Source organism: Bradyrhizobium sp. USDA 3364 (assembly GCF_054056355.1).
Map to the genome: position 1 here is coordinate 1,324,711 of NZ_JBSRYG010000002.1, position 26,227 is coordinate 1,350,937.

Consider the following 26,227-nt stretch of genomic DNA (forward strand, 5'->3'; position numbering starts at 1 on the left):
CTTACGCCGCGGAGATCAGAGCTCCCTGGCGGATCGCGGCGTCGCCGCGCTCCTCGTGCTGGACATCGCCGCTCTTTACCTTGTCGAGATAGGACCTGAACCAGGCGATCGTCGACTTCTCGATGAACTCATGCGCGTATTGATCGACTGGCTCGATCCCGGCCTTGATCAGGTTGCTTTTTGGGCAGCCACCGATCTTGGCCACGAACACCGCATGGCAGTCATGGATGCCACGAATGATGGTCGAAAGCCTGTCCTCCTCGCCATAACCGTCCTGGCAGTAGACGTCGACGCGACGGTGACCGATGAATTTGGCGCCGGATGTAGAAAGTTCATATACTTGGAATTCCTTTGTATGCCCAAAGTGCTCGTTGATGAGTCCCGCACCCTTGGTTGCGACCGCCACCAGAACCGTGATCGCGCTCGTCTCGCCGGCGAACTGTGAAAGCTCTTGTTGGTGGGCCACGACCCTAGCGGCCCGCTCGTCCGCCACCCTGTCTTGATAAGCCTTCCGCGTCCCAAGGTCGTATTTGACGTCCATTTTCATGATCTGATCGGCACTGAACTCTGCGCTGCGATCCTCTCCGATCAGTCCGACAGCATCAGCGCGGCACTGGCGACAATGCCGCATCATGTTCATCTTCCCTTCACAAGCATCCTGCAGCGTCTTCAATTCCTGCGCCGTCGGCCCCCGCTGACCGTTTAGGCCAAACACCGTGCCGTACTCAGGCGCGGAGATCAGCGGCATGATATTGTGAAGGAAGGCACCGCGCGCCTTCACCGCCTTGTTGACCTCGACCAGGTGCTGATCGTTGATGTGGGGGATCATCACCGAGTTCACCTTGCACAGGATCCCACGTTCGCTAAGCATCTCCAGTCCTTGCAGCTGACGGTCGGTGAGTATCCTCGCCGCGTCGATGCCGGTGTAGCGTTTATGGTTGAAGAAGATCCAGGGATAGATCTTGGCGCCGATTTCGGGATCGATCGTGTTGATAGTGATGGTGACGTGGTCGATTCTAGACCTGACGATCGTGTCAATATGGTCCGGCAGAGCCAGTCCGTTGGTCGATAGACACAGCTTGATGTCGGGCGCCGCCTTGGCGACCAGTTCGAATGTCTTGAACGTCTTTTCTGGATTGGCGAGAGCATCGCCGGGACCAGCGATTCCGAGCACGGTCATCTGCGGAATGGCGGTCGCGACCACGAGCACTTTTCTCACCGCCTGCTCGGGGGTAAGCTTTTCGCTCACTACGCCCGGGCGAGATTCATTGGCGCAGTCATATTTGCGATTGCAGTAATTGCACTGGATGTTACAGGCTGGCGCGACCGCCACATGCATGCGGGCGTAATGATGATGCGCTTCTTCGCTGTAGCACGGATGGTTCTTCACCTTTTCCCAGATTTCGCTCGGCAGATCGCCTTGGCTTGTCTGTGACCCGCAGCCTGCCTGGGCGGTCTTGGCTGCGGTGCGACAGCCCTTATGCTCGGCGGCAGACTGCATCATCGTGCCGTTATCCAGCGCAGCTTTGGCGTATCCTCCGCTCCCCACGATCGCATTCATTCTCTTTCTTCCCCGCAGGCACATTGGCTTCCCAGGACCATCCGTGAGCGAGCCTCAAGACGAGGCGTAGCAACTCACATGCCACGGCGCAGAAGACGATATTTGGTCAGCATGTCATAGCGTTATCGGGCCACGACCGACGTTGAGACATGTAAGAGCGGCAATGATACGCTTGTTGAGAATGCGACAGATACGTCCTCATCCTCACTCAGAACTCTGCGGGCTGGCGCATCAATGATGGTGCCAAAGCGCGCGCAACACCCGGCTTCATCCGAGCGGGCGTTTCGTGCATCGCGCCATCTCACAACTGGCGATACCAGTTGGGCTATCGAGCTTCACACATCTAACGGGTGAGCAGTATCTCAACCGCGCAAGGGAGCCGAATCGCAAGCGGCGACAGACCTTGTTCGAGTAGAATAAGGAACTCGTTGCGCGACAGCGTATCCGGATCGACGATCGCATAGCGGGGGCCACCCGAGCGCTTGATAATCTGCCGCGCATAGCTGCGCAACAACTGGTCGTTAAAGCGACAGCCGATGAAGAGAAAGGTCCGTCCGCTCCGCCTTTCCTTGATGATGTCCGGAATTGGCGTCTGAATGTCGATCTCGGTCAAGGCCTCGACATAGTCAGCATCGGAGATCAGGAAGTTGTTGGCCGGGTGCACGCTGCCATGCGGCTTATAGAGCAACGTCGCCCAGCTGCCGGCCAATGGCACTGTCGACCTCTTGGCCAGAAGAATCATAGAAGCGATACCAACGATTCTCGCCATGCCGGCACGGGTAATGCCCTGAACTTCACCCCATCCCTCGCGCTTGCCCAGCGCGGCGCGCATCGCCCCATCGTACCATGCATCGACGATGACGGGCGGCGACAGGGACGCGAAATGATGATGTAACGGCGTCGGCTCCGCTGATCGAGCGAAGGCCTGCACCATCAATGTCGTCAGCGTAGAGCGATGTTTGCTGACCTCGATATGCTGCGCCGACGCCCACGCATTGCCTTTGGTCCGCCGAGGCAGCGCAACCTTGCGGGCGAAGAAGTCGGCCAGCGCCTCGGGCGAGGTCGGCACATCGGATCTGGACAGTCCGGTGAGGCCAGGACCGAGATAGGGCACCACGCGCGCAGCCCTTAACCCGGCAGCGATGTCCGCGAGCATGGTCTTGGCATCGGCTGCATCGACAAAGTCGATCCGCCGAGGCCCCTTCACGAAACCCTCTCCGTCCGCGCTCCGCTTTTTAGCGTCGATTGTGATCGGTAATTTTGTATCGCTCGCCATCTTGGGCAAATCGAGTACCCAGCCATTGGCTATTTTGATCCACCCGCCCCAGAGGGTCTCATATTCGGACTCGACGATCGGCTCTTCGAGATCTTTCTTTGGTACGTAGATCGACAGGCCCGCGTCCGGAGACCGGCGGATCATGATTTTCACGTTGAACTCCTTGACTGTGAATCATGGCTGGCCGAGCGGGCCGACTCCCGCGAAGTGGCGCGCAGGCGAGCCACGATGTCAGACACGGCGCACACGACCTCGTCGACCTCCGCGAATGAGGTTTCTCGCGATAGCGAGAAGCGCACCGCACCGCGCATGCTCCACGCCGGCACCCGCATGGCCTGCAAGACATGCGATGGCTCCATTGAGCCCGCGTTGCAGGCTGATCCGAGCGACACAGCAATGCCGGCCCGATTGAGATGGTGGGCGATCGCTTCGCCTTCGAGATGGTCGAAGGCAATATTGGTCGTGTTCGCTAGCCGGTTGCTGATATCGCCGAGCGCAATACACTCGCCAATGTGCAGTATTCCCTGCTCGAGGCGGTCGCGCAACGCAGCAATGCGAACGCGCTCAGGTTCGAGCCGCTCCGCCGCGAGCTCTGCAGCCTTTCCAAGGCCCACGATTGCGGGAATATTCTCCGTTCCGCCGCGGCGCCGTCGTTCCTGCGATCCGCCCCAGATCAGCGGTCGGAAACTTGTCCCCTTGCGCAGATATAGCGCGCCGATGCCTTTGGGTCCATGCAGCTTGTGCGCGGATAGCGACAGCATGTCGATCGCACTGTCCTTAAGGTCTACGCGCATCTTGCCGACGGCCTGGACCGCATCGGTGTGAAACAGCGCGCCCGCCTCATGGGTCAACCCTGCAAGGAACTCTACAGGAAATATCGTACCGGTCTCGTTGTTGGCCCACATAACGGAAGCAATCGCTGTCCGTGGCCCGAGAGCGCTGCGAAACGCCTCGATATCGAGCCGGCCGCGGGAATCTACCGGTACGACATGCGTCTTGACTCCGCTTGCCCCCAATTGCTCCGTTACGGCAAGAATGGCAGAATGCTCGACCGAGGTGGTGACGATCTCGTCGCGGCCCTCTTGGGTCGCAAGCGCAGAGAGAATCGCGGCATTGTTGGCCTCGGTCCCTCCCGAGGTGAAAACGATCTCATGATCGTATGCGCAGCCTAGCAACCGCCGTAAGCTACCCCGGGCCTGCTTCACGGCGACTGCGACTTCGCCGCCAAAGACATGCGTGGATGATGCGTTGCCGAATTGCTCTGTGAAGAACGGCAACATGGCTTGCACGACGGATGGATCGGTCCGGGTCGTTGCATTATTGTCGAGGTAAATCGGCACTTGAATCCCGCTCAATCCAGCGCCTCGCCGACAGCCGCAATCGGGACGAGACGAACGCATTCGCCTATTTTGTCGATCAGCCTCGTCTGAATGCGGTCCAGCGTCAGTCTAGGACGCTTACAGAACGCGGATGCGCCGTTCAGACTGGCGATGGTCCTGTGGCTATTGGTCCGGATGAGCCGACGGTCGCCACGATCGCCATGCAGATCCGCTCGCATCTGTCCGATTGCGTCGCGAATGCGAAGCGCTCTCGCAGCCGACGACTGCCATACTTCTTCCGGTTCGGCCAGCATGCTGCGATGTTTCCTCTTTATTAGCTGAACGATTTGCCGCAGGAGCAGCTCGCGGCGGCGTTCGGGTTTTGAAAGATGAATCCGGAACTATCCGGCGCCAGGACGAAATCAATGGTCGTGCCGATCAGATGCTCATGGCTCTTGCTGTCGACAAATACCTTCAGACCCCCGCATTCGATCACGGTGTCACCAAGCGTCGGCACCTCGGCCAAGCCCATCTTGTATTTGAACCCATTGCAGCCGCCTGCTTCGACCAAAATGCGCAGGCCGCCGGTCGGGTGCATTGATGATGCCATCGCGCCTTTGATGGCACTCACTGCGCTATCTGTCAGGTTGATCATGGCTTACCCTCTCATGAGCTTAGGTCTGCCCGACAATGGCAAGTCATGTGCCAGCGTGCACAGCTTGATCCCGCTTACTTTTTTTGGTGGCATCTGTCGGCTTCATCAGCGCCGGTGTCGAGTTTGTGACAACGCTGCCTGGGACGATCGCCTCTCGCATAGGCGTTTTGTTTCGCGGCACGGCTGGAGGTCGTTACAGAGGCGGCGGCAAGCAACTTGCATCGCATCTGGCATCGGCCAGCGCGCCGGTGAAAAGCTCAAATCGAGGACGAATTTAATGACTGCAATCGAGAACACCGCACTCGGTCGACTTGAGAAGGAGGGCCGCCTGCTCAATGCTGTACTCAAGGGCGGGACGACCAAGCCTGGCCGGTTTGGCTTTCGCGGCGACATAGCACTAAAATTTCAGACGCAAGTCGCGGACGAGAAGCGGCCGCCGGACTATTCGATCGAACAGGTTCTGACGATCGCGCAGGACGGAGAACGTACTATCCCGGTGCTGGCCGGCTACCTGCACTCCTTCGCTTATCTTGCTGACGTCGCGGCCGTGCTTGACGGTGCGTTAAGCCAAAAGGGCAGTTATTTCTTGTTCTGTAACAACGTCGATTTGCTGGCGAAGTACCACATCAAGCTCGGTGGCATTACCTTCCACGTCCTGCCGTGCGATGAATCCACTGTTTGGAAGGAGATGATGGACCTGGTCGGGCTCAACAAGGACGACCTCAAGAAGCTGGATGCGGGCGGCAAGCTTGATTACCTCCTCGATGCGGCGAAGGCTCTCGACCTATCTTACGACGAGATCTCCTATGAAGACGGGCTGGAGAGGATGGAGCCGGTAAAAAACCGCAACGAGAACCGGCCGGTTTGAGCGCGGACTTCATTCGTCCCGGGACGCGCCGTCTTCGACAAGACGCACGCCGACGACACAGATATCGCCATCCAGCACTGTCAAGGCGATTGGCGTGAGCGTTCTGCCCTTGCACGGACCATCGACGCACAGCCCGGTTCCGAGCTCGAAGGTGGATCCGTGTTTGCCGCACATCAGCCGGACGCCGTCTGGATCGAGGAACTCGTTTCGTTCCCAGTCCAAAGCAACGCCGTTGTGCGGACATCTATTGAGATAGCCAAGCACCTTCTTACCCCAGCGTACCACAACGATGGACCACGGCCGGTGATTGCCGTCATGATCGAGGACCATAAGGTGAAATCCCATGGCCTTGCGGCTCGGAATGTCGTTAAAACCACAAATCGCGTAAATAGCATCTACTTGCATTCATTGCTCGCCTATCACAAGGGCTCTGCCCTGTTGCTGTGCCTTGTGCTGCAAGAATCGTCGGAGTTCTGCTCGGCGTTCTCTTAGCCCAACGCGCAGCCTTAGCGGTGCCGCACGACTTGACCGGCTAGCAGAACCGCAAGCGCGTGCGCAGCTCGTTGCTCCTGGCGTAGGGGATCCATTCCGGCTTCCCAGCGTACGCGCATTGGTACTCCCAGGGTCTCTATAAAACAGGGTCTCTATAAAACTGATGCTCTATTGTACTGATAATTACATCCATTTGCTGGACGAGCCCGACAAGACGCTCGATCGTATGCTGGAACGCTCGCTTGGTCGCACACCCGATGGGGCACCTCGCGCTAGCCGTCGCAGAACGATTTTCACGATCGCCAACTTCGCAACCCGTTCAGTGATACCAGATTCAACGGAAGTACTGACATCGTGAGCGCAATCGGTTCCCGCATTTGCCTCAGATTGCCGCTCAAAAGCCGGATTAAAATAGGTCCTCTCCCAAACCGCACACCAAGGCCCTGCTGGCTCGGCGAAGCAGGCCCCCGGCTCGTATGACACAAGGCGGGCCCAACTCCACCAACCAACTCGCGAACTGGCATCTGGCAAGCATAAGGGAGCGCGACGTGGCGCGCGCTCCCCTCAAGGCTACGCCTTCTGCTCGTACGCGAGCCAGGGCGAAAACCCATCAGTTCCGCCTCACTCCCATTATTCCGAATCGCTTTCAACAGCCATTCGTCGAAGTTCACGCTCCAAATAAAACGAGGGATCATCGTCAGATGAGTCCGTCTCAACGCTCTCTCGACGACCGCTGCCGGCTTCTTCCACCTTGGAAAGATATTTTGTAGGCTTGCCTATTCGCTGCCACTCGTTGTTCTCGTTCTTCGTCCACACTTCGGGATTCTGGTGAGGGTCGAGCACCCAGTGATTGCGACCCACGTGAACAAAACCCATTTCAGCTAGACGGGGCTCCATCCCCGGTCGGGCAGGACGCGACAATACCAATGGATGATCGCCGTCCAAACGCAATTGATGCTCGAGCAGGATATCGCCTGCGTTTTCGACAAGCGGGTGAGTAACGCGTAGATTTACTACGGACGTGATATCGTTACGCCCGAACTGTTCTCGAAACCGGTCTCCCTTGATCCGGACCGGGCCACCCACTGCTAGCAGGCCGACACTTTCCTCACCCAGCTGATAGCTGAAAAACTTCGCGGGGTTATTCGGATCACGGTAAGTGTTGGCATAGGATCCAGCAACAGTTGCAGCCCACTCAGCTTTCCTCGAAACAAACTCAGAGTACTCTTGTGGGTTGTCGGCGATGTCCCTGATATCGCGACGCAAGTATCTCTCCACGAGATCCCTGAAGTCTTCTTGTTCGTCGATTTTGATAATGGGTGGATCGGAACTCAGAGAGTATGGCGCCGCGGCCCCCGACGACGACCCACCTCGCTCCATGCGCGCAACTGTTTCCGCAAAACGGGGGCTATCTCCCGCCTCGCTCGAATCATCAGCTTGATTCGCGCTCGTGGACTGGCTGGATGAGCCAACGATTCTGCCATACATCCGGATCGCTCTCCTATCGGCGAATTGCACGCAATCGAGCTCGTGCCGCGCAAGCTCTGCAATGAGGATACAATCTCTAGCTGACCACAAGCTTACCGCGCCACCGGCCCACTACGGGGTCGGCAAGGCATCCGCCGGAAGACAGACAACGACTCGGCCGCCCTAAGGCTCCACTGGATAGGTGAACCGCGCGTCCCTTGTCGCGGACGGGCGATCAACGACGTGCCGCTCGACGTTGTTGCTCTCAACCAGTACTAAAATACCCGATCAATCATTTCCAAGTCACTTAGTCTCGGAGGTTTGAGCACGATGGCCTGATCAAAGATGCGAGCTCACTGATCACGTGCGCGTCACCCGCCCAGGTCGCGCATGTGATTGCACTATCCTTTCCTGCTGCTGGACGAGGCGGTCCTCGCTCACGTGACTTCAGCTCCGACTGAGGTGTGGATCTGACAATTGGCCGGGCACACTCTTGCGCAGGCGCCGCAGCCGATGCAGGCGCCCTGATCATTTAGAACCATGATCTTCTTTTCGATCTCATCATCCGCGTCATCGTCTAGATCGACAAGCTCGCCCTCTTCGCTGATTCCCTTCAAAGTCATGACATCTCGACCGCACACCTTGAAACAGCGCCCACAACCGATGCACTTCTTGTCATCGATCGATGTCAAGTATTCTGGTATCCACTCGCGGCCATCGCGCGCTGCAAATGACATGAGTCAGCCCCTCTGGTTATTTTCCAGCGCCTTCAAATCATGGCTTTTGCGCTCGAGTTCGGCATAGGCATCGTACGCCTTCTGCGCCACCGTCATAATCGAGCTCCAGTTGACAGGCAATTCCTCCGACAGATCATGCAAATCCATTTTGGCTTGCAGCGCTTTGCCAGACAGTTTCTTCAGTTCTGCTTTCAATGCTTCGCGATCGCTCATGAGCGCCCTCAATAGTTAGCCACGTCCGGAAATCTGCGAATCATCTCGATTCCGTCGTTGACATATTTGTCGCCTTCCTGTGCCAGCTTTACGAGATTAACGAAGCCGAAACGATGTACATCGCGTAGCTGCTTGTTCACGGCAATCAGCCGTCCTGCGATCAACACCGCGCGGCCGAAGCCTTCATGATGCAGCTTCATAATGGGCTGGACCATCACGCCGGTGACCCTCTCGATCGAGAGCGCGACCGCGTCGAAGAATAGCTCAAGCCGCCACAGCGTGTCGGGATCGGGATCGCCGACAATCGGCAGGGCGCGCCGCTTCTCCTTGTCCAAGATGTAGGGTTCGAGCAGGTCGAGATCGCTCTTACTCGCCCAGGCGCCGTTGGCATCCTGAGCGCGCCAAATCTTGATCAGCTCCACGAGGAACGGCGCGTCGATGCCGCTACCCTGCCGCACGATTTCTTCGGTCATCTCACCTCATTCGTCGAACTCAAACGCGCGGCGCTGGTCCTTGGCCATGGCTTTGCGCAGCCAGGGAGGTGGCGTTCCCTTCAGTACGTCCTGAAGCTTTTCAAGCAGCACCAGGATGCTTTCCGGCTTGCTCACCTTGATGGGATGGATCTTGTTGGCCACCACCCTGGCGGCTCCGCCACCGCCGATGGCGGCGACGTACAGAATTGCACAATCCTTGATTGCATCGATCTTCGGCGCCAACTTATCGTCGTTGCCGTCTTCCTTGAGATCGCCCTCAAACTCAATTGCTTTAAGAAAGACGTGCCCGCCCGGCGTGACATCATAGATTGCGATATTCTTTGCCCATCCAAAATGGGCATCGACCCGTCTGAGATCTTGCGTAGCGAAAGCGACCTTCATGCAATCGATCTCTCAGCTGTGCCAGGCGAGCTGTGGCCGGCTCGTCGTGGCAGTGCAGACGGAGCTCGCCAGCTATCGGGCGTAGGCTGATGGTTCTCCTCGCGGTCAGCAATCACGAGATTGGCGATATCGAAGATCATGTCCCGCGTACCACGGTAGCCGACGGATAGTTGGTGTCCTGCACCAAGCCGATCGAACATCGGAAAACCCGCGCGATAGAACGGGATTTTCAGCCGAGCCGCCGCCTGCCTACCATGCGAATGCGTGACCAGTAGGTCGCATTGCTTGGTTATGGCGAGTTCTTCTAGGTCCTCGAGGTCGCCAATGAGGACCTCCTCGGTCTTAACTCGCTCAAGAACGACCGACTGCGTCGTTGTCACTGCTGCGGTCACCTGCGCACCCATGTCATGCAGCGTACTGGACAGGTCGAACAGGAGGTCTGGCTCGGCGGCGATCGCAACTCTGCGACCACCAATATGGAAGTGCGCGTCCAGCATTGCATCGGTGAGCTGGCCACGCTGCCGCCGATATTTCACCGGTACGGGCCGGCCGCTGATCTCGCTCAAAAAGGTGATAAATTCGTCGTTGGGGTCGAGACCACGAAGCCGTTCGAACAGGCGAAATGGCACGCCGGCCTTGGCCAGCAGGACCTCCGCCGCGCGTCGCATCTGTGCGCCAATTGCGATCGTCCATTGAGCGCGTCCCATGCTCGCAATTTCGTCGATGCCGATGCCGCCTATGGTTGTCGGCGTAAACTCATCGGGGATATGCCCATCAAGCGAGCCTGCCAGATCAGGCAAAAAGGACGGCCGCAACCCGAAATCCTCCAGGATGGCCCGGAGTTCGTCGAGATCACCGGGGGTGAGGTGGCATCCTGGAAGAACATTCACCTTGGACGGGTCGCGCAGTCCACTCACGCCCGGCTCCTCGACCAACGCCTCCACAATGCGCGCCACAGCCTTCTCCCAGCCGTCCTGGAACGCTCCCTTGAAATCTGGTGTCGAGACATAGACCAGCGGCAATTTCGCAAGTTGCGGATGCTTGTCCCGGATCAGCTTGAGGTAGGCATCGACATCGTCGCCATTGGTCTCTGTAACCCCGGTTGAGCAGATCCCCACGATCTTTGGCTTGGCTCGCCTGTGGATATTGAGTATCGCCTGCTCGAGATTCTCGTAGCCACCGAGCACGGTTGCGACCTCGCTCATAGCGGTGGTTTGCAGCGGTACTGCTTCCTTGAAGTGGCGCACGAAGAGCGTGAGCCCGAAGGATGTACAGCCTTGCGAACCGTGCAGAAGCGGCATAGCCCCACGCAACCCCATAAAGGCGAAGGCTCCGCCGATCGGCTGGCTCATCTTCAGCGGATTGACCGCACAAGATTTAGTAGACGCTTTGACGAGGGCCATAACAGGTCCTTATTCTGCGGCCTGTGGCAGGGCGGATGGTGAGGCCGCCAAGATTCCCTCGATGCGTCTGTTGCAGCAGCCGCCGACCGCATTGGTGTGCTCTCTGACAGCTTCCACGCTGATCAAGCCATGGGCGGTGATCGCATCCTCGATTGTTCCGAGATCGACCTTGTTGCAGAAGCAGATCTCCTTGGCTCGGCGCGCCGTTTCGCCGAGCACAGGATCGCAGGCGATCTCGGCCAGCGGTGATCGCATCTGCACTATCGCCTTCGCCAAGAATTGCCATGGCGCAGGTCGACGCAGCTGCTCCCACATCGGATTGGAGAGCGACTTGTCGATCTCCTCCACCAGTTTGACCGTTCCAAGATAGCCCAGATAGGCATGGCACCGCTCTTGGTTGATATCGATCCAGGGCATCGCCGCCTTCAGTGCGACAAACTGCGATTTGCCGCCCGACAGCATGATGTCCGCTTCCGCTTCTTTCAACATTCTGTACATTTCGCGCGGCGTCATCTCCTCGATCATGTGGGCATCCTGCCCCATCAGCTCCTTGATGCGTTCCTTGTCCTCCCTGGTCGATTTCTTCACGCTGGTTCCGACCAATTCGAGACCGGCTTCCTGCAGTGCCGCCACGACCGACCATGACTTGACGCCGCCGGTAATCAACAAGGCCTTCTTGCCTTTGAAACGTGGCTTGTACGGTTCGATGGCAGCCCAGGCGCGCGTTTCCTCGCGCGCGATCACCGCATCAGTGCGCCCGAGCAACTCTTGGGGGGCGCCGCGCTCGACCAATAAGCGGGCGATCTGGCGAAGCGAATCACTCGAATCCTGGATACCGTAGAACGACCCCTCGAAGAACGGGATCCCGTAGCGTTCCTTCATTTTGCGTGCGACATTGATCATAGATTTTGAGCATACCAACATCGCCGCCCGCGCACGATGAGAAGAAGCGACCTCGCGATACTTTCCGTCGCCAGAGATGCAGGAGAGAATCCGGACTCCGAGTTCGTCGAGCAATGGCTTCACTTGCCAGAGCTCTCCTGAAAGGTTGTATTCTCCGATCAGGTTGATGTCGTACGGCGTTGTGTAGTCCGGCTCCTGCGTTCCGATGACATGTTCGAGCAGGGCCTCGCCGGCGAGCTTGTTACCCAGGTTTTTGGAGCCAACGAACCCTGGGGAATTGATCGGTATAACTGGTTTGCCGAACCTTTGAGACGCAGCCTTGCAAACCGCATCGATATCGTCGCCGATCATCGCCGGGATGCAAGTCTGATAGACGAAGATCGCGGGAGGGTCCCACTTATTGATGATTTCTGTGATTGCCTTGCACAGCCGCTGCTCGCCTCCGAATACGATATCTGTTTCGTTCAGGTCGGTTGTGAATGCGGTCCGCCACAGATTTGAGCCAGACGACGCCGAGCCGCGATTGTCCCAGGAGTTGCCTTCGCACGCAATCGGACCGTGCACCAAGTGAGCGACATCGGTAAACGGCTGCAGCGCGATCTTGGCACCGTCGAAAGCGCAGCCGCCCGCGGCACTGCCCGGCTGCAGTTGCCTGGTGCAGCCCTTCCTGCGAGCAGCCTTCGGCTTACTGCCATTCTTGGCGCAGCCCGGCTCGTCGAAGATATTCTGGACCGTGGCCGCTAGCGAACTCATCCGTTTTCCCCTCAGCAAACTAATTGGAGATTAACCGCCGTGCATTTGTGCCACCGCCGGGTTTGGCGATGGCACGCGCACCGTTCGTCATCAGCGAATGATGTCGAAGCTGTAGTCGGTTTTGCCAAGAAGGTTGGTCTTCTTGTCGATTTCGTCGAAGATCTTGTCGAGGATCTTGACCAGCACATTCAGGCCACCCTGATAACCCCAGACGGGCGAGCGGTGATGGTGATGCCGATCAAAGACTGGAAAGCCAATTCGGATCAGTGGCGTTCCAGTGTCACGCTCGAGGTACTTGCCGTACGTGTTGCCAATCAGAAAATCGACCGGCTCGGTAAATAGGAGCGAGCGCAAGTGCCAGAGGTCCCGGCCAGGGTAGACTTGGCAGCTCTGCCCAAACGGCGAGCTTGCAAGCAGCGCCGCCATTTTTGTCTGCCATGCCTTGTTGCCGTTGGTGGAAAGCACATGGGTTGGCTCGGCGCCCAGTTCGAGCAGAAAGGAAGCTACCCCGTAGCAGAGATCCGGATCACCATAGATCGCGAACTTCTTGCCATGGACATGCGCACTGGAATCGGCGATGGCATCGACCAAGCGGCCACGCTCTCGTGCGAGTTGCTCCGGAATGTCCTTGCCGCCGATGCGCGATAACGCCACCAGCAAGTCATCCGTTGCGGATATGCCAATCGGGTAGTTGAAGGACAGGACATCCTGCCCATGCTCGGCCACGAATTGCAACGTTTTCTCCGTACACCACTCCTGCATGGAGATTGTCGCCTTGGCGTGAACGGCGTTGGCTGCGTCTTCCAGCGTGGTGCCACCGTCATACATCCGGAACTCGCCATCTGTCGGGGTGTCGAAGACTTCGGAGTTGTCGGCGAGTATGGTGTGCTGGATTCCCATCAGTTCCAGGATGCGCCTGATCTCGCGAAGGTTTCCGACGGTATAGCCATCGAAACCGCCGATGATGTTGATGGCCTGGTTCGGCCTGCGCTCCAGCTTCGGCACCGTTCCGGCCTTGCCGTCCCAAAAATGCTCCAAGATGCCCTTGAGCGCGTTGTCGTAGCCGGTGACGTGGCTGCCGACGAAGGCCGGCGTGTGGGCGAACGGCACGTCGAACTCCGCCGGAACCGAGCCCTTCTCTTTGGACGTCTTGATGAAGGCGTTCAGGTCATCGCCGATCACCTCAGCCATGCAGGTCGTGGAGACCGCAATCATCTTGGGTTTGTACATGTTGTAGCTGTTTGCGAGCCCGTCGATCATGTTGTTCAGGCCACCGAATACAGCAGCGTCCTCGGTCATCGACGAAGAGACGCAGGAACACGGCTCCTTGAAGTGTCGCGACAGATGGCTGCGATAATAGGCCACGCAGCCTTGCGAGCCGTGAACGAAAGGCAGCGTGCCTTCAAAGCCGACGGAGGCGAATACGGCGCCAAGCGGCTGGCAGGCCTTGGCCGGGTTTATCGTTAGCGCCTCCCGCGCAAAATTCTTCTCGCGGTACTCCGGCGTTTTCGTCCATTCCTTGATACGCTCGACTTCGGCGGGCTCGCGGGGATCCTCGAACATCTTCTTCTTGTCCAGCATCTGCTGGTATTCTGGACCGCGGAACAGTTCGAGATGATCGAGCACGTGCTCGGCACTTTGCGCCATTATTAAGATCCTTTTAATATCGAAATTGACCGCCCCGCTCTCCGCTGAGAGCGAGACTTGTTGCCCTATTCTGCAGCCAAGAGCTTGGCCCTCGGCGTTTCCTTCCAGGGCGCCTTCGTCTTTTTCCAGACAGGCGAGTTGACAGCCATGTCCATGTCGCGCGCAAAGATCGCAAAGCCGTCATAGCCGTGATATGGACCCGAATAGTCCCAGGAATGCATCTGCCTGAACGGCACACCCATCTTCTGGAACACGTATTTTTCCTTGATGCCCGAGCCGATGAGGTCAGGCTGGAGCTTTTCGACGAAGCGCTCGAACTCGTAGCCATTGACGTCGTCATAGATCAGCGTGCTGTCCTTTACGTAGTTCTGAGCGGTGCGCTGATAATCGTCGTTGTGGCCAAACTCGTATCCGGTGCCCACGACTTCCATCCCGAGGTCTTCGTAGGCGCCAATCACATGACGCGGACGAAGCCCGCCGACATATAGCATGACCGTTCGGCCCTCCAGGCGCGGGCGATACTTCGCAACCACCGCGTTGACCAGCGGCTGGTACTTTTCAATCACCCGCTCGGCCCCTTCCTTGATCTTGTCGTCGAAATAGGCCGCAATCTTCCGCAGCGATTCTGCGATCTTTGAAGGTCCGAAGAAGTTGTATTCGCACCAGGGGATGCCGAATTTCTCTTCCATGTGGCGGGAGATGTAGTTCATTGAACGGTAGCAATGCAGAAGGTTGAGCTTGGCTCTCGGAGTTGCCTCGAGTTCAGCGAGTGAACCGTCCCCGGACCACTGCGCGATCACCCGCAGGCCCATTTCCTCCAGCAGAATTCGCGATGACCAGGCATCACCGCCGATATTGTAGTCGCCGATGATTGCAACATCGTAAGGCGTCGGCTCGAACTTTGGTGCGCCGTCGGGCTCGAGCTTGTCGAAGATCCAGTCACGCACCGCGTCGTTGGCAATGTGGTGACCTAGTGACTGCGACACGCCACGAAAGCCCTCGCAGCGGACCGGCACGATGGTCTTGCCTCCATACTCCTTGGATTTAGTTCTTGAGACAGCCTCGATATCGTCGCCGATCAGTCCGATCGGGCATTCCGATTGGATGGTGATGCCGCTGTTGAGGGGAAACAGCTCCTGGATTTCGTCAAGAACTTTGACCAGCTTCTTGTCACCACCGAATACGATATCCTTTTCCTGGAAGTCGGAGGTGAATTGCAGGGTCACGAAGCTATCGATACCCGTCGTACCAACGTAATAGTTGCGGCGCGATCCCCACGAATACTGGCCGCAGCCAACAGGACCATGGCTGATATGGACCATGTCCTTGATAGGCCCCCAAACCACGCCCTTGGATCCCGCATAGGCGCAGCCCCGGATCGTCATCACGCCGGGTATGGATTTGATGTTGGACTTCACCCCGCAGTCGGACTTGCCGGCCTGGTGAACGTTGAGGTGCTTGGCACGCCTTTTCGCGGTTTTCTCCGGATAGACCTTCAGCACCTCCTCGATCAGCTGTTTGTTGCGAGCCCTGATATCTGCGATACTCTGGGTCGTGGCGAGACTCATCTGATGTCCTCAAGGTTAGCTGTTGCAAGAGCGGCTTCTGACCAGAACTTTTGCAACCAGCATGCCAGCGCTTCGCGAACACAAAACCCATAACGATTAACGGCAGTTAGCGCGTCTCGCGCGGCGGCAACGCCGTTGTTGCGAACGCGACATCGCGCTTTGCTCGGAGGCTTCTTGGTTTGACCTGTTCGAAACGGAACAAGGGGGAGCTATGTGCGAAATGGCCCCGCTCAGCTATCAGCGCGTGTTTTCGTTCTAGGCGTGAACCCATAAATCTGCCGGGCGGACGGCTTGCCAGAATCCGCTATGGCCCGATAGCGACCAAATTCCGCAGCGCGACGAAATAACGCGAAGGGTGAGGAGCGGACGTCAGCTCCAGTTCACGCTACTCTATAGACTTGGCGCAATCTCAGACCTGATCCATTCCACGAAGGTCTGCAAAGCGCGGCGCTGACGGCCAGCGCGCGGGAACACCAAATGATGACCAACGTAGCGGATGTCGGTGGAGCGGCCAGCCAGGGGCGCTATCAGGCGCCCCGATGCTATCTCACTTTCAGCCAACCGAGTTGATTCCAACGTCACGCCAACCCCGCCGCAAGCCATGGCTATTGCGAGGAAGCTGCGGTCGAATCGCATTCCATGGATCGCTGGAGGTTCGAGCCCGTTCGCGGCGAACCATTGATACCATTGAACCTGCTTCACGTCGGAGCGAATAAGAACTTGGCTCAACAAATCCTTTGGCTGGCGGATTCTTTTCGCAATCTGAGGAGCACACAGAGGGGTGACGGTTTCTTCACCAAGCGGGATCACGTCGAGGCCCTCACCGCGAGGTGAACCGTAGACGATGTCCAGATCGAAATCGTCGTTCGTGAAGCGGGCGTACTCCGTATTGGCGGCGAGCCGAACCTCCAGTTTCGGTTCGGCCGCGAGAAATTTGGTCAGGCGCGGGGCCAGCCATTGCGCTGCGAAACTTGGGGCACAATGCACCCTCAGGAGCTGCGGCCCGCGACCTGCGACTTCTTCGATCCCGCGCCGCAAATTGTCGAAGGCCGCACCGGCGTGGCGCATCAGGTTCTCGCCAGCAGGCGTTAGACGGACGGAACGAGCACTCCGCTCGAACAGAACGGTGCTCATGGTGCTTTCCAGCTTGCGGATCGCGTGGCTGACGGCGCTCGGCGTCAAATGCAATTCGTCGGCCGCGTCGCTGAAGGAGCCGGTGCGCGCAGCCGCTTCGAAGGCCCGGATAGCGGAGATCGGGATGCTCGACAGCAGCATACCCATAAGTGAACCAGATTCACACATCCAAGACAACTGCGCGTTTGTCCCGGCCGGCCCCTCGGCTCTAGCAATGGGGCAAGAGGACCGGCTGCCACCCGCGGCGTCCAAAACGACAGGGACAGGGAGGATTCGAATGCTGCTTCGCGGCAAAACGGCGATCATCACAGGGGCGGCCTCGCCCCGCGGGATTGGCCTCGCAACTGCCAGACGATTTGCCGAAGAGGGCGCGCGGGTTGCCATCCTCGACATCGATGGGACCGCCGCACAAGCCGCCGCGCAAGGCCTCGGCGGCGCTCATATCGGAATTGCTTGCAACGTCGCCGACCAGGCTTCGTGTCAGAAGGCAGTCGAAGCTGTCGTCGACGGTTTCGGCCAAATCGATATCCTGATCAACAACGCCGGCATCACACAGCCGGTCAAATTCCTCGACATCACGCCGGCCGACTGGGACCGTATCCAGGACGTCAACCTCAAGGGCATTCTGTTCCTGTCCCAGGCAGTGATCCCGCATATGCGGAAGCGCAAGTCGGGATCGATTGCATGCATGTCGTCGGTATCGGCCCAGCGCGGCGGCGGCATTTTCGGTGGTCCGCACTACTCGGCGGCGAAGGCGGGGGTCCTTGGGCTTGCCAAGGCGATGGCTCGGGAATTTGGCGCCGATGGTATCCGCGTCAACTGCGTCACGCCGGGATTGGTAGGCACCGACATCACCTCCGGCAAGCTCAACGACGAGATGAAAGCGAAGATCCTGGAAGGCATTCCGCTCGGACGGCTCGGGGAGGCCAAGGATGTTGCCGGCATCTACACGTTTCTCGCATCGGACCTCTCCGCATACGTCACCGGCGCCGTGATCGACGTCAACGGCGGGATGCTCATTCACTAAGAGCAGCAATGGAGAGACGGATGTCCACGAGTTCACTTGTCAACGCGCCTAGCCTTTCGCAGCGTGCGCGCAACATTCGCCGCAACGCCCTGCGCATGGGCGAAGTTCAGGGCCAGGGCTATATCGCGCAGGCGCTCGATATTTCCGACGTGTTGGCGGTCGCATATTTTCACGCGATGCGCTACCGGCCCGAGGAGCCTACCTGGGAAGATCGCGATCGTTTCCTCCTTTCCAACGGTCACTACGCGATCGCCCTTTATGCCGCACTGATCGAGGCCGGCATTATCCCCGAAGTCGAACTCGAGACGTATGGCTTCGACGAAAGCCGCCTGCCGATGTCGGGCATGGCGTCCTACACGCCCGGCATGGAAATGTCCGGCGGGTCCCTGGGGCTCGGACTGAGCATCGCGGTCGGCATGGGCCTCGGGTTGAAGCGCAAGGGCTCCAAGAGCCGTGTCTTCACGCTGTTCTCGGACGGAGAACTCGACGAGGGTTCGAAGTGGGAAGCGATGATGTCGGCTGCACACCACAAGCTCGACAATTTGATCGCGATCATTGACGTCAACAACCAGCAGGCCGACGGCCCTTCGAAACAGATGATGGGGTTCGAGCCGTTGGTCGACAAGCTCGAGGCCTTCGGCTGGTTCGTACGTCGAGTCGACGGCAATGACCTGGACGCCGTCGTGGCAGCATTCGACGCAACGATTTCGCACCCCGAGCCGCAACCGAGGATCATCATCGCCGACACTGTCATGGGCAAGGGAGTTCCGTTCCTCGAACAGCGCGAAAAGAACCACTTCATTCGGGTCGAAGCGCACGAATGGAAGTTGGCGCTGGCAGAACTTGATGCGGGAGACAGGTCATGAAGTCGGTTACCTCAGCTACGCCCGGGAAACCGCGGCTCACCACCTCCGCGATGATCGCGTCGATCGCCGCCGAGGGACAAAAGACGAAACCGGCGCCGTTCGGTCACGCGCTCGTCGAATTGGCCCGGAGCCGTCCCGAGGTGGTGGGCCTCACCGCCGATCTGGGCAAGTACACGGACTTGCACATTTTCGCCAAGCAGTTTCCAGACCGCTATTATCAAATGGGTATGGCGGAGCAGCTCCTCTACGGCGCGGCTTCGGGCATGGCGGCTGAAGGATTCTTGCCCTTCGCTACCACTTATGCGGTGTTCGCCTCTCGGCGCGCCTACGATTTCATCCACCAGACGATTGCAGAGGAAGACCGCAACGTGAAGATCGTCTGCGCCTTGCCAGGTCTCACCTCCGGCTACGGCCCAAGCCACCAGGCGGCGGAAGACCTCGCGCTGTTCCGCGCAATGCCGAACATGACCGTGATCGATCCCTGCGACGCTCATGAGATCGAGCAGATCGTTCCGGCCATCGCGGCGCATCACGGGCCCGTATATATGCGGCTCTTGCGTGGTCAGGTGCCCCTCGTCCTGGACGAGTACAACTATCAATTCAGGCTCGGCGAGGCATCCTTGATTCGGGACGGTCGGGATGTCCTGATCATCTCCTCTGGAATCATGACCATGCGGGCGCTGGAAGCCGCAAAGGAACTCGCCGGTGATAGCGTGGACGTGGCCGTGCTGCATGTCCCGACAATCAAGCCGCTCGACCACGGAGCGATACTGCGCGAAGCAGGGAAACCTGGCCGTCTCGTCGTGGTCGCCGAGAACCATACCATCATCGGCGGGCTCGGAGAGGCGATTGCAGCGTTGTTGATGCGCTCCGGCGTCCATCCCACCTTCCGCCAGATCGCGTTGCCCGATGAGTTCCTTGCTGCTGGGGCGCTTCCCACGCTGCACGATCGTTACGGCATTTCGACTGCCGCAGTTGCAAGGCAGATCAAGGAGTGGCTGCGCTAGGCGCGCACCTCGATACGTCAAGTTCGACTGAGGGAATAATCGCTTACGCGGCGTCGCCGCGGAGAACGATGGCCACTGCCTGGCGGTCGGTGCCCGAGAACCGGCGGGAGCAGAAGCGTGCTGCTGGCGATCAATATACCGATACTCAACAAGGAGGAAGCAATGACCAAACGCAAATCGACTGCCATCACCCGTCGCAAGTTGCTCCTGGCCGGCGCGGCCGTCCCCTTGTGCGCCATCCTCAGCCGCCCGGCCGCCGCCGCAGAGTTCACCTACAAGCTCGCGACCGGGCAGGACCCCGCGCATCCGGTGAATGCTCGGGCCAAGGAGGCCGCCGATCGCATCAAGGAAGCGACTAGCGGTCGCCTAGAAATCAATCTCTTTCCGGCCAACCAGCTTGGCTCGGATACGGATCTGCTGACGCAGGTTCGCAACGGTAGCGTCGAGCTTTTCAACCTCTCCTCTCTGATCCTCGCCACCCTTGTACCCGCCGCTGGCATCGTGAATCTCGGCTTCCTCTTCCCCAACTACGATGCCGTCTGGAAGGCCATGGACGGCGAACTCGGCGCCTACATCCGCGCGCAGATCGCCAAGACGCCCGTCATGGCGGTGTCCAAACCTTGGGACAATGGCTTCCGCCACATCACGTCGTCGGGTCGTGAGATCAAGACACCGGACGACCTCAAGGGCTTTAAGCTCAGGGTACCTGCCGCACCCAATCTGACGTCGCTGTTTCTTGCGCTCGGAGCCGGACCAGCGCCGATCAACTTCAACGAGGTCTATTCCGCGCTCCAGACCAAGGTCGTGGACGGTCAGGAAAATCCCCTTCCGATCATAGCAACGGCGCGCCTGTATGAGGTGCAGAAGACCTGCAGCCTGACGGGTCACGTCTGGGACAATTACTGGATCCTCGGCAACAAGCGCGCGTTCCAGAAGCTTCCGCAGGACGTGCAAGAGATCGTGACGCGCGAATTCGATCGCTCGGCCAACGATGAACGAGCCGACATCGCAAAGCTCATTGAGTCCCTCCGCACCGATTTGACAGCCAAGGGGATGCAATTCCTCGACGTCGACCGATCCGCCTTCCGGCAGGCGCTGGCAAAGACGAGCTTCTATGCCGACTGGAAATCCAAATTCGGCGAGGAGGCCTGGGTTCAACTTGAGAAAGCCTCGGGCAAGTTGGGGTGAGTCATGGAACATGCGCACATGGACGGGGCGACACTCGCTCTTCCTGAGCCTGCCTCCGGATGGCGCAAGGCTGTTGTGAACCTGAACAAGGCATTGAAGCCCGTCGTCGCCATTCCTGCCGCACTGTTGGTCATTGCGGAGGTGATCGTCCTTTTCGTCGGCATCGTCTCTCGCTACGTGCTCCACACCCCGATTGTCTGGTCGGATGAGCTCGCCGGCATCCTGTTTCTATGGCTGGCGATGCTGGGATCGGTCGTCGCCTTCCAGCGGGCCGAGCATATGCGGATGACGGCCATCATTGGCATGATCCGACCGGAAGCCAGGTTGTTCCTTGACGTCTTTGCGACGGCTGCCGCGTTCGCGTTCCTGCTTCTGGTAGTTCGCCCCGCCTACGAGTTTGCGGCCGACGAAGTCTTCGTCACAACTCCGGCTCTGGGAATAGTCAACACTTGGCGCGCGGCCGCCCTGCCGGTCGGCGTCGGCTTGATGCTGGTCGTAGCCACCCTGAGGCTGGCAGCCACAGCCAATGTGAAGCACCTTGCGGCTGCAATCGCTGCGGTAGGAACGCTGATCGGGGTTCTCGCGCTGCTCGCACCAATCCTTAAACCCCTCGGCAATCTGAACCTGCTGATCTTCTTCGTGTTTATCGTTGGCGCTATGGTTTTCGCAGCGGTGCCGATCGCCTTCGCGTTCGGCCTGGCGACCATCGGCTACATAACACTGACGACCAACACACCCGACGTGGTCGTTATCGGTCGCATGGACGAAGGCATGAGCCATCTCATCCTGCTCGCGGTACCGATGTTCGTGTTCCTCGGCTTGTTGATCGAAATGACCGGCATGGCCCGCGCTATGGTCGGTTTCCTCGCCAGCCTGCTCGGCCACGTTCGGGGCGGCCTCCAATATGTGCTGGTCGGTGCGATGTATCTGGTCTCGGGTATTTCGGGATCCAAGGCGGCCGATATGGCAGCAATAGCGCCTGTGCTCTTCCCCGAAATGACCAGACGCGGCGCGAAGCGTGGTGACCTCGTCGCGCTCCTGGCGGCGACCGGTGCTCAGACCGAGACGATCCCCCCATCATTGGTGTTGATCACGATCGGATCGGTGACGGGTGTGTCGATCGCGGCCCTGTTCACGGGCGGGTTGTTGCCGGCGATCGTGCTCGCGGTCGGACTGTGCGCGGTGGTGTGGTGGCGGTACCGTCGAGAGGATTTGTCGCACGTTCAGCGGGCGACCAGGCGTGAAATCGGCCGTTCCTTTCTGATCGCGATTCCCGCCATTGCCCTTCCATTTGTGATCCGCGCCGCAGTGGTCGAGGGGGTAGCAACAGCCACCGAGGTCTCGACGATAGGCATCGTCTATTCCGTATTGGCCGGGCTTTTTATCTATCGCCGGTTCGACTGGCGTCGCCTCTATCCGATGTTGGTTGAGACCGCGGCTCTTTCCGGCGCGATCCTCTTCATCATCGGTGCGGCGACGGGGATGGCCTGGGCTTTGACCCAATCGGGCTTCTCGGCATCTCTTGCGAAGTTCATGACCTCCTTGCCGGGTGGTGCGCCGATATTTCTGATCGTCACCATCCTTGCGTTCGTCGTCCTGGGAAGCGTGCTCGAAGGCATCCCTGCCATCGTGCTCTTCGGTCCGCTGCTTTTCCCCATTGCCCGTCAGGTGGGGGTGCATGAGGTCCACTATGCCATGGTCGTCGTTCTGGCGATGGGGATTGGACTTTTCGCGCCGCCATTCGGCGTCGGCTACTATGCGGCGTGCGCCATCAGCCGGATTCATCCCGACGAAGGCATGGGTCCGATCCTGGCGTACATGCTGGCCCTGCTCCTCGGCACGGTCATAGTGGCTGCAGTGCCGTGGATTTCCATAGGTTTCCTTTAAGATCCGCGAAACGTCTCAGCTGCGCGGAGATCGTCCGCAAGGTGAGCTTCTGGCGAGCTAGACAGGTTGTTCGCACAGTTCTTTGCCCCTCGTGGAGGCAACGATCCGGGCGCGAAGCGACACACGGCGTTCAGGGGCATACCCGACTATGGATCGCGCATCGACCAGATCACCATGCGAGTTTTCGAAAAGGCCTGACGTGAATGCGGGTCGCCCTTCGCTCGAAGCTCCGATTACTTTCACGACAGCGCGACTAGCCTCTGAAAGGCCGATCCTACGTCATGTCCACTTCGATCATGGACGACCGGGTCGAGCCACTAGCAAGCCCGGCCAAGTCCGCTATGCCGCCGAAAGCGGAAGCATATGCAAAGCGTTACCGGTACGGCCGCGGGGCGTTGCCGATTGATGGCCGGCCCGAAACATGATTCAAGCTCCGAATTTGGAGCCTCGAATCATGCGCTACGAACTCAGCGATTACGAATGGACCGCCATCAAACCGATGCTGCCGAACAAGCCGCGTGGCGTTCAGCGCGTAAATGTCCGTCGCGTGCTTAATGGCATCTTTTGGGTCCTACGTTCAGGTGCGCCATGGCGCGACCTGCCGTTAGAACTACGGACCCCGCGCTCGACGAAGGCGGACGCAAAGGGAAAACGGCTGCAAGGTGCCCTGGCCGACCAGGCTTGCCAATGCGAACTTAGCTTGCCGAGACCTCAGGTGTTGATCTTCTGCGATGACGATGATCAGGCACGACGTCATTCTACTTCGCAACTCAATGCGGCCTCCCTCTCACCTTGACGCAGCACGCCCGCCGATCACGCAAATAGCTGGCGTGCCTTGATAAGTGCGCGCGCGAGCACATCAATTTCTTCACGGGTGTTGTAAAGTCCAAGGGACGCACGGCATGTTGCCAGTGTGCCGAAGCGCTTGAGCAGCGGCATCGCGCAGTGCGCCCCCGCCCGCACCGCTACGCCGGCGCGATCGACGACGGTGGCAATGTCGTGCGCATGCGCACCTTTCACATCAAACGAGATGATCGGCCCCTTCTCGGCCGGCGTCCCGATCATGCGCACAAAGTTGATGTCCCCGAGCTTCTCCTGCGTGTAAGCGAGCAGTGCGCTCTCGTGCTTGCGGATCTGCACCTTGCCTATCGAATTGATGTAATCCACGGCTGCGCCCAACCCGATCGCCTCAACGATCGGCGGCGTACCCGCTTCGAACCGGTGCGGCGGATCCCCATAAATGACGCCGGAACGCGAGACCTCGCGGATCATCTCGCCGCCGCCATTGAAAGGCGTCATCGATGCCAGATGCTCGGATTTTCCGTAAAGCACGCCGATTCCGGTCGGACCATAGAGTTTGTGGCCGGTCATGACGTAGAAATCGCAATCAATGTCGCAGACGTCGACGCTCAGATGGACGCATCCCTGTGAACCGTCGACCAGCACCGGGATACCACGAGCATGTGCGACCCTCACCAGGTCTTTCACCGGCAAGACCGTGCCGAGCACATTTGACATCTGTGTGATCGCAACCATCTTGGTGCGCGAGGTCAGCAGTCGCTCAAAGTCATCGAGCAAGAAGTTACCGTCATCATCCACTGGTGCCCATTTGATCACTGCACCGAGCCGTTCCCGAAGAAAATGCCACGGCACAATATTGGAGTGGTGTTCCAAGATTGACAGAACGATCTCATCACCCGGGCTGATGCGCTCACGACCAAACGTCTGCGCGACCAGGTTGATTGCCTCGGTGGCGCTGCGGGTGAAGATGATCTCTTCGTTCAAATGCGCGTTCACAAACCGCGCCACCTTGGCACGGGCACCTTCATACGCCTCGGTCGCCGCATTGGCGAGATAGTGCAAGCCGCGATGAACGTTGGCATATTCGCTGGAGTACACCTGCATCATGCGGTCAAGTACCGCATTTGGCTTTTGCGCGGACGCAGCGTTATCGAGGTAGACAAGCGGCTTGCCGTAAACGGTCATGGCCAGCGCCGGAAAGTCACTACGTAGACGGTCGACCTCGTAACGACCATCGCTGACCGCGGGATGTTCGCTCACAGCCGTTCCTGCAGCCAGTGTTCAGCTTGCGCGGTCACAAAATCGCGCAGGTTATCGGCGAATATCTCCTCAATCGACTCTCCAATGAACGCTTTAATGAGCAACATCTGCGCATCCTTGTCGGATAGCCCCCGCGCGCGCAGATAGAATACGAGATTACCATCCAGCGCTCCTGAGGTCGCTCCGTGGCTGCAGGTCACGTCGTCGGCCGAGATTTCAAGTTCCGGCTTATTGTCCGCCTCGGCCTGATCGGATAAGAGCAACGCTCGGGTCGACAGGCTGGCGACGGTCTTTTGGGCGACGGGACGAACAACGATTCGGCCCTGAAACACCGAGCGGCCGCAATCATCAACGACCGCGCGGAACTTCTGCCGACTGGTGCAATGCGGCACGGCGTGGTCGACCACGATTGTTGTGTCGGCGTGCAGTTTATCTTTGATGAGATTAACCCCGTTCGCAGAGAGCTTGGATCCCTCGCCACCCAGCGTCACGAATCCCTGATAGCGATTGATGGAGCCGCTGCACGTCATGCTGAAGAGATCGAGCTTAGCTCTGGTGCCGACCGCGATGATCCCCGACGAGATGTTCACCGCATCAGCGGCGTCAGCCGCTATGCGGAGATGCGAAAGGCTCGCCTCGTCCCCAGCCAGGGCGATTAAGACATCGTTGGCCTGATAGCCGCTCGCGCCTTCGGCCGAGATGAAACTTTGCACCACGGTCGCATGCGCCCCTTTATCGAGCTGCAGATATGAGCGTGTAAAAGCGGACACCGACGATCCCGTTGCGACCTGAACGATTTGAATAGGGCGTCTAATCGTGTTGCCTTCGGCAATCGAAATTACCAGACCATCTGAGGCCATTGCCGCATTGAGCGAGATCACCGCATCGTCCGTCGTCGAAAGCACCAACCCGGCCATTGCGCCAGTGGCCGAATTCTCCAACACCTCTCGCAGTGACTGCACATGGAGCTCGTTTTCCAGCTCGCCGAGATCCGATAGCTCAGGCGCGAATATGCCGTCCACCAAGACCAATTTGACCGCCTGATCGACAGCCACTCGCCTGGCCGACGCCGTTGCGCGCGCCAACGCCGCTGCATCCGGTCGCGGAGCGAGTGGCAACACCTCGCCGATCAGGGCACGCAGATCCGTGTATCTCCAGGCCTCCATGCGCCGATGCGGCAGGCCGGCGCGCTCATAGGCTTCGAATGCCCTCGCACGGATATGGGGGACGAGGCCCGCGCCAGGCAACCGTTCGAGCGCGGCTGCTAGAAAATTGCTCGTTGCGCACCCGGCATCGGCCTTAACCAATACTTGCTTCATG

24 protein-coding genes and 2 pseudogenes are annotated in these 26,227 nt (G+C 58.9%); 7 read left to right on the top strand and 19 right to left on the bottom strand.

Translation table 11 applies throughout. The features are described 5' to 3' along the window. Window position 1: 1 nt before the first annotated feature. The 6 genes and pseudogenes from nifB to ACVILL_RS06295 form a co-directional block, all read right to left on the bottom strand. Window positions 2-1,561 (bottom strand): nitrogenase cofactor biosynthesis protein NifB, encoded by a 1,560-nt coding sequence (gene nifB, locus ACVILL_RS06270; protein ID WP_456728294.1) that lies wholly within the window; start codon window positions 1,559-1,561, stop codon window positions 2-4. Between the two features lie 343 nt (window positions 1,562-1,904). After that, a complete protein-coding gene (locus tag ACVILL_RS06275) occupies window positions 1,905-2,717 on the bottom strand; it encodes an SIR2 family NAD-dependent protein deacylase (protein WP_456734188.1) in 813 nt (270 codons plus the stop codon). Window positions 2,718-2,774: 57 nt separating this feature from the next. Then, a pseudogene (nifT, locus tag ACVILL_RS06280) lies at window positions 2,775-2,990 on the bottom strand (putative nitrogen fixation protein NifT); the annotation flags it as partial. Continuing rightward, window positions 2,987-4,117 (bottom strand): aminotransferase class V-fold PLP-dependent enzyme, encoded by a 1,131-nt coding sequence (locus ACVILL_RS06285; RefSeq protein ID WP_456734189.1) that lies wholly within the window; start codon window positions 4,115-4,117, stop codon window positions 2,987-2,989. The gene ACVILL_RS06285 and the pseudogene nifT, both read right to left, overlap by 4 nt. 71 nt (window positions 4,118-4,188) lie before the next feature. Beyond that, window positions 4,189-4,470 (bottom strand): NifU family protein, encoded by a 282-nt coding sequence (locus tag ACVILL_RS06290; RefSeq protein WP_456728295.1) that lies wholly within the window; start codon window positions 4,468-4,470, stop codon window positions 4,189-4,191. 20 nt (window positions 4,471-4,490) lie between these two features. Beyond that, complete coding sequence (locus ACVILL_RS06295; RefSeq protein WP_050420676.1) at window positions 4,491-4,811, bottom strand: HesB/IscA family protein; 321 nt, start codon at window positions 4,809-4,811, stop codon at window positions 4,491-4,493. A gap of 277 nt (window positions 4,812-5,088) precedes the next feature. Here ACVILL_RS06295 and ACVILL_RS06300 point away from each other — a divergent pair, with 277 nt between their 5' ends. After that, on the top strand, window positions 5,089-5,679 hold the full coding sequence (locus ACVILL_RS06300; protein ID WP_456728296.1) for a hypothetical protein: 591 nt from the start codon (window positions 5,089-5,091) through the stop codon (window positions 5,677-5,679). A 9-nt stretch (window positions 5,680-5,688) separates the two neighbouring features. Here the strand turns inward: ACVILL_RS06300 and ACVILL_RS06305 are convergent, their stop codons facing one another. The 11 genes from ACVILL_RS06305 to ACVILL_RS06355 all read right to left on the bottom strand — a co-directional run bounded on the left by ACVILL_RS06305 (window position 5,689) and on the right by ACVILL_RS06355 (window position 17,009). Continuing rightward, the gene (locus ACVILL_RS06305; protein WP_456728297.1) at window positions 5,689-6,084 is read right to left on the bottom strand and encodes a Rieske (2Fe-2S) protein; all 396 of its coding nucleotides are present in this window, start codon (window positions 6,082-6,084) and stop codon (window positions 5,689-5,691) included. Between the two features lie 717 nt (window positions 6,085-6,801). Further along, entirely contained in the window at window positions 6,802-7,659 is an 858-nt protein-coding gene (locus ACVILL_RS06310) for a host specificity protein (RefSeq protein ID WP_456728298.1), read from the bottom strand. Window positions 7,660-8,075: 416 nt separating this feature from the next. Beyond that, window positions 8,076-8,375 carry a ferredoxin III, nif-specific gene (gene fdxB, locus ACVILL_RS06315; protein WP_456718482.1) on the bottom strand — a complete coding sequence of 100 codons (300 nt, stop codon included), beginning with the start codon at window positions 8,373-8,375 and terminating at the stop codon, window positions 8,076-8,078. Between the two features lie 3 nt (window positions 8,376-8,378). Then, on the bottom strand, window positions 8,379-8,588 hold the full coding sequence (locus ACVILL_RS06320) for a CCE_0567 family metalloprotein (RefSeq protein WP_456728299.1): 210 nt from the start codon (window positions 8,586-8,588) through the stop codon (window positions 8,379-8,381). Window positions 8,589-8,596: 8 nt separating this feature from the next. Then, complete coding sequence (locus tag ACVILL_RS06325; RefSeq protein WP_456728300.1) at window positions 8,597-9,061, bottom strand: NifX-associated nitrogen fixation protein; 465 nt, start codon at window positions 9,059-9,061, stop codon at window positions 8,597-8,599. 6 nt (window positions 9,062-9,067) lie between these two features. Then, the gene (gene nifX / locus ACVILL_RS06330) at window positions 9,068-9,463 is read right to left on the bottom strand and encodes a nitrogen fixation protein NifX (RefSeq protein ID WP_456728301.1); all 396 of its coding nucleotides are present in this window, start codon (window positions 9,461-9,463) and stop codon (window positions 9,068-9,070) included. Continuing rightward, window positions 9,460-10,866 (bottom strand): nitrogenase iron-molybdenum cofactor biosynthesis protein NifN, encoded by a 1,407-nt coding sequence (gene nifN / locus ACVILL_RS06335; RefSeq protein ID WP_456728302.1) that lies wholly within the window; start codon window positions 10,864-10,866, stop codon window positions 9,460-9,462. Before nifN ends, nifX begins: the two co-directional genes overlap by 4 nt. Window positions 10,867-10,875: 9 nt before the next feature. Further along, entirely contained in the window at window positions 10,876-12,522 is a 1,647-nt protein-coding gene (nifE, locus tag ACVILL_RS06340) for a nitrogenase iron-molybdenum cofactor biosynthesis protein NifE (RefSeq protein ID WP_456728303.1), read from the bottom strand. 90 nt (window positions 12,523-12,612) lie between these two features. Then, complete coding sequence (nifK, locus tag ACVILL_RS06345; protein ID WP_456728304.1) at window positions 12,613-14,169, bottom strand: nitrogenase molybdenum-iron protein subunit beta; 1,557 nt, start codon at window positions 14,167-14,169, stop codon at window positions 12,613-12,615. A gap of 65 nt (window positions 14,170-14,234) precedes the next feature. Continuing rightward, window positions 14,235-15,737, bottom strand: coding sequence for a nitrogenase molybdenum-iron protein alpha chain (gene nifD, locus ACVILL_RS06350; protein ID WP_456728305.1), 1,503 nt, complete (start codon window positions 15,735-15,737; stop codon window positions 14,235-14,237). A 390-nt stretch (window positions 15,738-16,127) separates the two neighbouring features. Further along, window positions 16,128-17,009, bottom strand: coding sequence for a LysR substrate-binding domain-containing protein (locus tag ACVILL_RS06355; RefSeq protein WP_456734190.1), 882 nt, complete (start codon window positions 17,007-17,009; stop codon window positions 16,128-16,130). A gap of 139 nt (window positions 17,010-17,148) precedes the next feature. Here ACVILL_RS06355 and ACVILL_RS06360 point away from each other — a divergent pair, with 139 nt between their 5' ends. The 6 genes and pseudogenes from ACVILL_RS06360 to ACVILL_RS06385 all read left to right on the top strand — a co-directional run. Further along, window positions 17,149-17,898, top strand: coding sequence for an SDR family NAD(P)-dependent oxidoreductase (locus tag ACVILL_RS06360; protein ID WP_456734191.1), 750 nt, complete (start codon window positions 17,149-17,151; stop codon window positions 17,896-17,898). Window positions 17,899-17,918: 20 nt separating this feature from the next. Next, window positions 17,919-18,764, top strand: coding sequence for a transketolase (locus tag ACVILL_RS06365; RefSeq protein WP_163156047.1), 846 nt, complete (start codon window positions 17,919-17,921; stop codon window positions 18,762-18,764). Further along, window positions 18,761-19,771, top strand: coding sequence for a transketolase family protein (locus ACVILL_RS06370; protein WP_456728306.1), 1,011 nt, complete (start codon window positions 18,761-18,763; stop codon window positions 19,769-19,771). The genes ACVILL_RS06365 and ACVILL_RS06370 overlap by 4 nt, the downstream gene beginning before the upstream one ends. Before the next feature lie 162 nt (window positions 19,772-19,933). Next, window positions 19,934-20,959, top strand: a complete 1,026-nt coding sequence (locus tag ACVILL_RS06375) for a TRAP transporter substrate-binding protein (RefSeq protein ID WP_456734192.1) — start codon at window positions 19,934-19,936, stop codon at window positions 20,957-20,959. Between the two features lie 3 nt (window positions 20,960-20,962). Then, the gene (locus ACVILL_RS06380) at window positions 20,963-22,846 is read left to right on the top strand and encodes a TRAP transporter large permease (protein ID WP_456728307.1); all 1,884 of its coding nucleotides are present in this window, start codon (window positions 20,963-20,965) and stop codon (window positions 22,844-22,846) included. A 454-nt stretch (window positions 22,847-23,300) separates the two neighbouring features. Further along, window positions 23,301-23,477 (top strand): annotated as a pseudogene (locus ACVILL_RS06385) (transposase); the annotation flags it as partial. A gap of 182 nt (window positions 23,478-23,659) precedes the next feature. Here ACVILL_RS06385 and ACVILL_RS06390 read toward each other — a convergent pair. Further along, window positions 23,660-24,907, bottom strand: coding sequence for a cysteine desulfurase (locus tag ACVILL_RS06390; protein ID WP_456728308.1), 1,248 nt, complete (start codon window positions 24,905-24,907; stop codon window positions 23,660-23,662). After that, complete coding sequence (sufD, locus tag ACVILL_RS06395) at window positions 24,904-26,226, bottom strand: Fe-S cluster assembly protein SufD (protein ID WP_456728309.1); 1,323 nt, start codon at window positions 26,224-26,226, stop codon at window positions 24,904-24,906. Before sufD ends, ACVILL_RS06390 begins: the two co-directional genes overlap by 4 nt. Window position 26,227: the final 1 nt, after the last annotated feature.

Coding starts and splice junctions, on each gene's coding strand:
- ACVILL_RS06370 (WP_456728306.1), top strand. CDS start 18,761: ATGAAGTCGGTTACCTCAGCTACGCCCGGGAAACCGCGGCTCACCACC.
- nifD (WP_456728305.1), bottom strand. CDS start 15,737: ATGAGTCTCGCCACGACCCAGAGTATCGCAGATATCAGGGCTCGCAAC.
- ACVILL_RS06320 (WP_456728299.1), bottom strand. CDS start 8,588: ATGAGCGATCGCGAAGCATTGAAAGCAGAACTGAAGAAACTGTCTGGC.
- ACVILL_RS06295 (WP_050420676.1), bottom strand. CDS start 4,811: ATGATCAACCTGACAGATAGCGCAGTGAGTGCCATCAAAGGCGCGATG.
- nifN (WP_456728302.1), bottom strand. CDS start 10,866: ATGGCCCTCGTCAAAGCGTCTACTAAATCTTGTGCGGTCAATCCGCTG.
- ACVILL_RS06360 (WP_456734191.1), top strand. CDS start 17,149: ATGCTGCTTCGCGGCAAAACGGCGATCATCACAGGGGCGGCCTCGCCC.
- ACVILL_RS06325 (WP_456728300.1), bottom strand. CDS start 9,061: ATGACCGAAGAAATCGTGCGGCAGGGTAGCGGCATCGACGCGCCGTTC.
- sufD (WP_456728309.1), bottom strand. CDS start 26,226: ATGAAGCAAGTATTGGTTAAGGCCGATGCCGGGTGCGCAACGAGCAAT.
- ACVILL_RS06310 (WP_456728298.1), bottom strand. CDS start 7,659: ATGTATGGCAGAATCGTTGGCTCATCCAGCCAGTCCACGAGCGCGAAT.
- nifB (WP_456728294.1), bottom strand. CDS start 1,561: ATGAATGCGATCGTGGGGAGCGGAGGATACGCCAAAGCTGCGCTGGAT.
- ACVILL_RS06365 (WP_163156047.1), top strand. CDS start 17,919: ATGTCCACGAGTTCACTTGTCAACGCGCCTAGCCTTTCGCAGCGTGCG.
- nifE (WP_456728303.1), bottom strand. CDS start 12,522: ATGAGTTCGCTAGCGGCCACGGTCCAGAATATCTTCGACGAGCCGGGC.
- ACVILL_RS06285 (WP_456734189.1), bottom strand. CDS start 4,117: ATGTTGCCGTTCTTCACAGAGCAATTCGGCAACGCATCATCCACGCAT.
- nifK (WP_456728304.1), bottom strand. CDS start 14,169: ATGGCGCAAAGTGCCGAGCACGTGCTCGATCATCTCGAACTGTTCCGC.
- fdxB (WP_456718482.1), bottom strand. CDS start 8,375: ATGTCATTTGCAGCGCGCGATGGCCGCGAGTGGATACCAGAATACTTG.
- nifX (WP_456728301.1), bottom strand. CDS start 9,463: ATGAAGGTCGCTTTCGCTACGCAAGATCTCAGACGGGTCGATGCCCAT.
- ACVILL_RS06305 (WP_456728297.1), bottom strand. CDS start 6,084: ATGCAAGTAGATGCTATTTACGCGATTTGTGGTTTTAACGACATTCCG.
- ACVILL_RS06275 (WP_456734188.1), bottom strand. CDS start 2,717: ATGCTCGCGGACATCGCTGCCGGGTTAAGGGCTGCGCGCGTGGTGCCC.
- ACVILL_RS06380 (WP_456728307.1), top strand. CDS start 20,963: ATGGAACATGCGCACATGGACGGGGCGACACTCGCTCTTCCTGAGCCT.
- ACVILL_RS06290 (WP_456728295.1), bottom strand. CDS start 4,470: ATGCTGGCCGAACCGGAAGAAGTATGGCAGTCGTCGGCTGCGAGAGCG.
- ACVILL_RS06375 (WP_456734192.1), top strand. CDS start 19,934: ATGACCAAACGCAAATCGACTGCCATCACCCGTCGCAAGTTGCTCCTG.
- ACVILL_RS06300 (WP_456728296.1), top strand. CDS start 5,089: ATGACTGCAATCGAGAACACCGCACTCGGTCGACTTGAGAAGGAGGGC.